At 72.0% G+C, this 2,272-nt stretch carries 1 protein-coding gene; it reads right to left on the reverse strand.

The genetic code is table 11. From position 1 onward, the window contains the following. Positions 1 to 2,272 (reverse strand): non-ribosomal peptide synthetase (locus ACWD01_RS37365; RefSeq protein WP_451168435.1); only part of this gene is annotated, 2,272 nt, incomplete at both ends.

The following is a 2,272-nucleotide window of genomic DNA, read 5'->3' on the forward strand; positions in this document are numbered from 1 at the left end:
GAGGTGTCCGGGTCCATCGCGTTGAGGAACCACAGCCGCCGCTGGCCGAACGACGCCGGAACCACCTCGCCGCGCGGCACGGAACGCAGCGCGGGTATCGCGGAAACGCCTTGTGCCTGCGTGAGTTCGGCCTCGCCGAGCGCGACGGCCAGCTCTGCCACGGTCGGCGCTTCGAACACGGTGCGGACGGAGACGTCCACGCCGAGTACGGTGCGGATGCGGCTGACGAGCCGGGTGGCGAGCAGGGAGTGGCCGCCCAGGTCGAAGAACCCGTCGTCGATGCTCACCTGCTCCAAGGTGAGGCCGAGGATGTCGGCGAACACCTGGCAGAGCGTCGCCTCCCGCTCGTTGCGCGCGGCACGCCCGCGGGCCGGGCCGCGGACGGGGGCGGGCAGCGCCGCCTTGTCCACCTTCCCGTGGACGGTGAGCGGCAGGGCGTCGAGGCGGACGAACGCGCTGGGCACCATGTAGTCCGGCAGTGCGGCCGCCACCGAGGCACGCACCTCGGACTCCTCCGGCTCCGCATCCGCGGCCGGCACGTAGTAGGCGACGATGCGCTTGTCACCGGGCGGGTCGGTACGCACCACTGCCACCGCCTCCCGTACCCCCGCGAGGCCCGCCAGTGCCGTTTCGATCTCGCCGAGTTCGATACGGAAGCCGCGCACCTTGACCTGCTCGTCCGCGCGCCCCTCGAACTCCAGGGCACCGTCGGTGTTCCAGCGGACCAGGTCGCCCGTCCGGTACATCCGCGCACCGGGTTCCCCGAACGGGTCGGCCACGAAGCGGTCGGCGGTCAGATCCGGCCTGCCCAGGTAGCCCCGCGCGAGCCCGGCACCCGAGACGTACAGCTCACCCGTCACCCCGCGCGGCACCAGCCGCAGATGCCGGTCGAGCACGTAGACGCGCCGGTTGTCGAGCGGCCGGCCGATCGGCACCGAGTCGGGCACCCCGGCGGTGGACCGCAGGGTGTGCGCGAGAGGCATGACGGTCGTCTCGGTGGGGCCGTACCCGTTGTGCAGGAGCAGTGACGGATTGGCCGCCAGGACGCGCCGGGCCGCGGCGGCCGGCAGCGCCTCGCCGCCGACCATCAGCTCGTGCACGCCTGCGAGACATTCGGGCCGGTCCTCGGCGACGAGCCGGAAGACCGCCGCGGGCATGGCGAGGGCCCGGACCGCGTTCTCCTCGATGGTGCGGGCGAGTTCGGCGACGTCCAGCTCACCGGGCGGCGAGATCACCAGCTGACGCCCCGACAGCAGCGGCACCCACAGCTCGTACACCGAGGGGTCGAACGAGTGGGCCAGGTGCTGGAGGACCCGCTGCTGACCCGGCCCGGACCAGAGCGTGTCGAGGGCGAAGCCGACCACGTTCCGGTGCGGCACGCCGACGCCCTTGGGCTTGCCGGTCGACCCGGACGTGAACATCACATAGGCCAGCTGGTCCGGGCGGACGTGCACCCCGGGGTCCGTGTCGTCACCCGGCAGCGCGTCCACGCCGACCACCACGGTCGCCGCCCGCGCGGCCTCGTACCCCTCGACATCGGTCACCAGGACGACGACCGCGCTGTCCTCCAGCATCCCTGCCTGACGCTCCAGCGGACTGTGCGGATCGATGGGCACATAGGCGCCGCCCGCCTTGAGTACCGCGAGAACGGACACCACCAGCTCCACCGAGCGGCGCTGCAGGACCGCCACCCGGTCCTCGGCGCGCACACCGAGGGCCAGCAGCCGGCGGGCGAGCCGGTTCGCACGCCGGTCCAGCTCGGCATACGTCACCTCGCAGCCGTCGAAGACCAGGGCCACCGCGTCCGGAGCCGCGGCCACCTGCTCCGCGAACCGTGCGGGAACCGACGTCTCCGGAAGCGGCCGCTCCAGCCCCCGGCCGTCCGCGAGCAGCGCCGCGTGCTCCGTGCTGTCGAGCAACTCGGCCGCGCTGATGGGCTGGTGGGGTGCCTCGGCGTACCGGGCGAGCAGCCGTCCGAAGATATCGGTGAGCCTGTTCACGGTGTCCCGGTCGAACAGGGCGGTGCCGTAGTGCACCTTGCCCGTCATGCCGTCGGGCCGGCCGTCCGGGTCGAACCGTTCGAGCAGTTCCATCGACAGGTCGAACTGCTGCTCACCCGTGTGGAACGCCATCGGCTCGACAGCCAGTCCGTCCATCTCGACCGTCGCCCACGCACTGTTCTGGAGGGTGAGCATGACTTGGAAGAGGGGGTGGCGGGTGAGGGTGCGGGTGGGGTTGAGGACTTCGACGAGTCGTTCGAAGGGGATGTCCT

This window comes from Streptomyces sp. NPDC002835 (assembly GCF_053591995.1).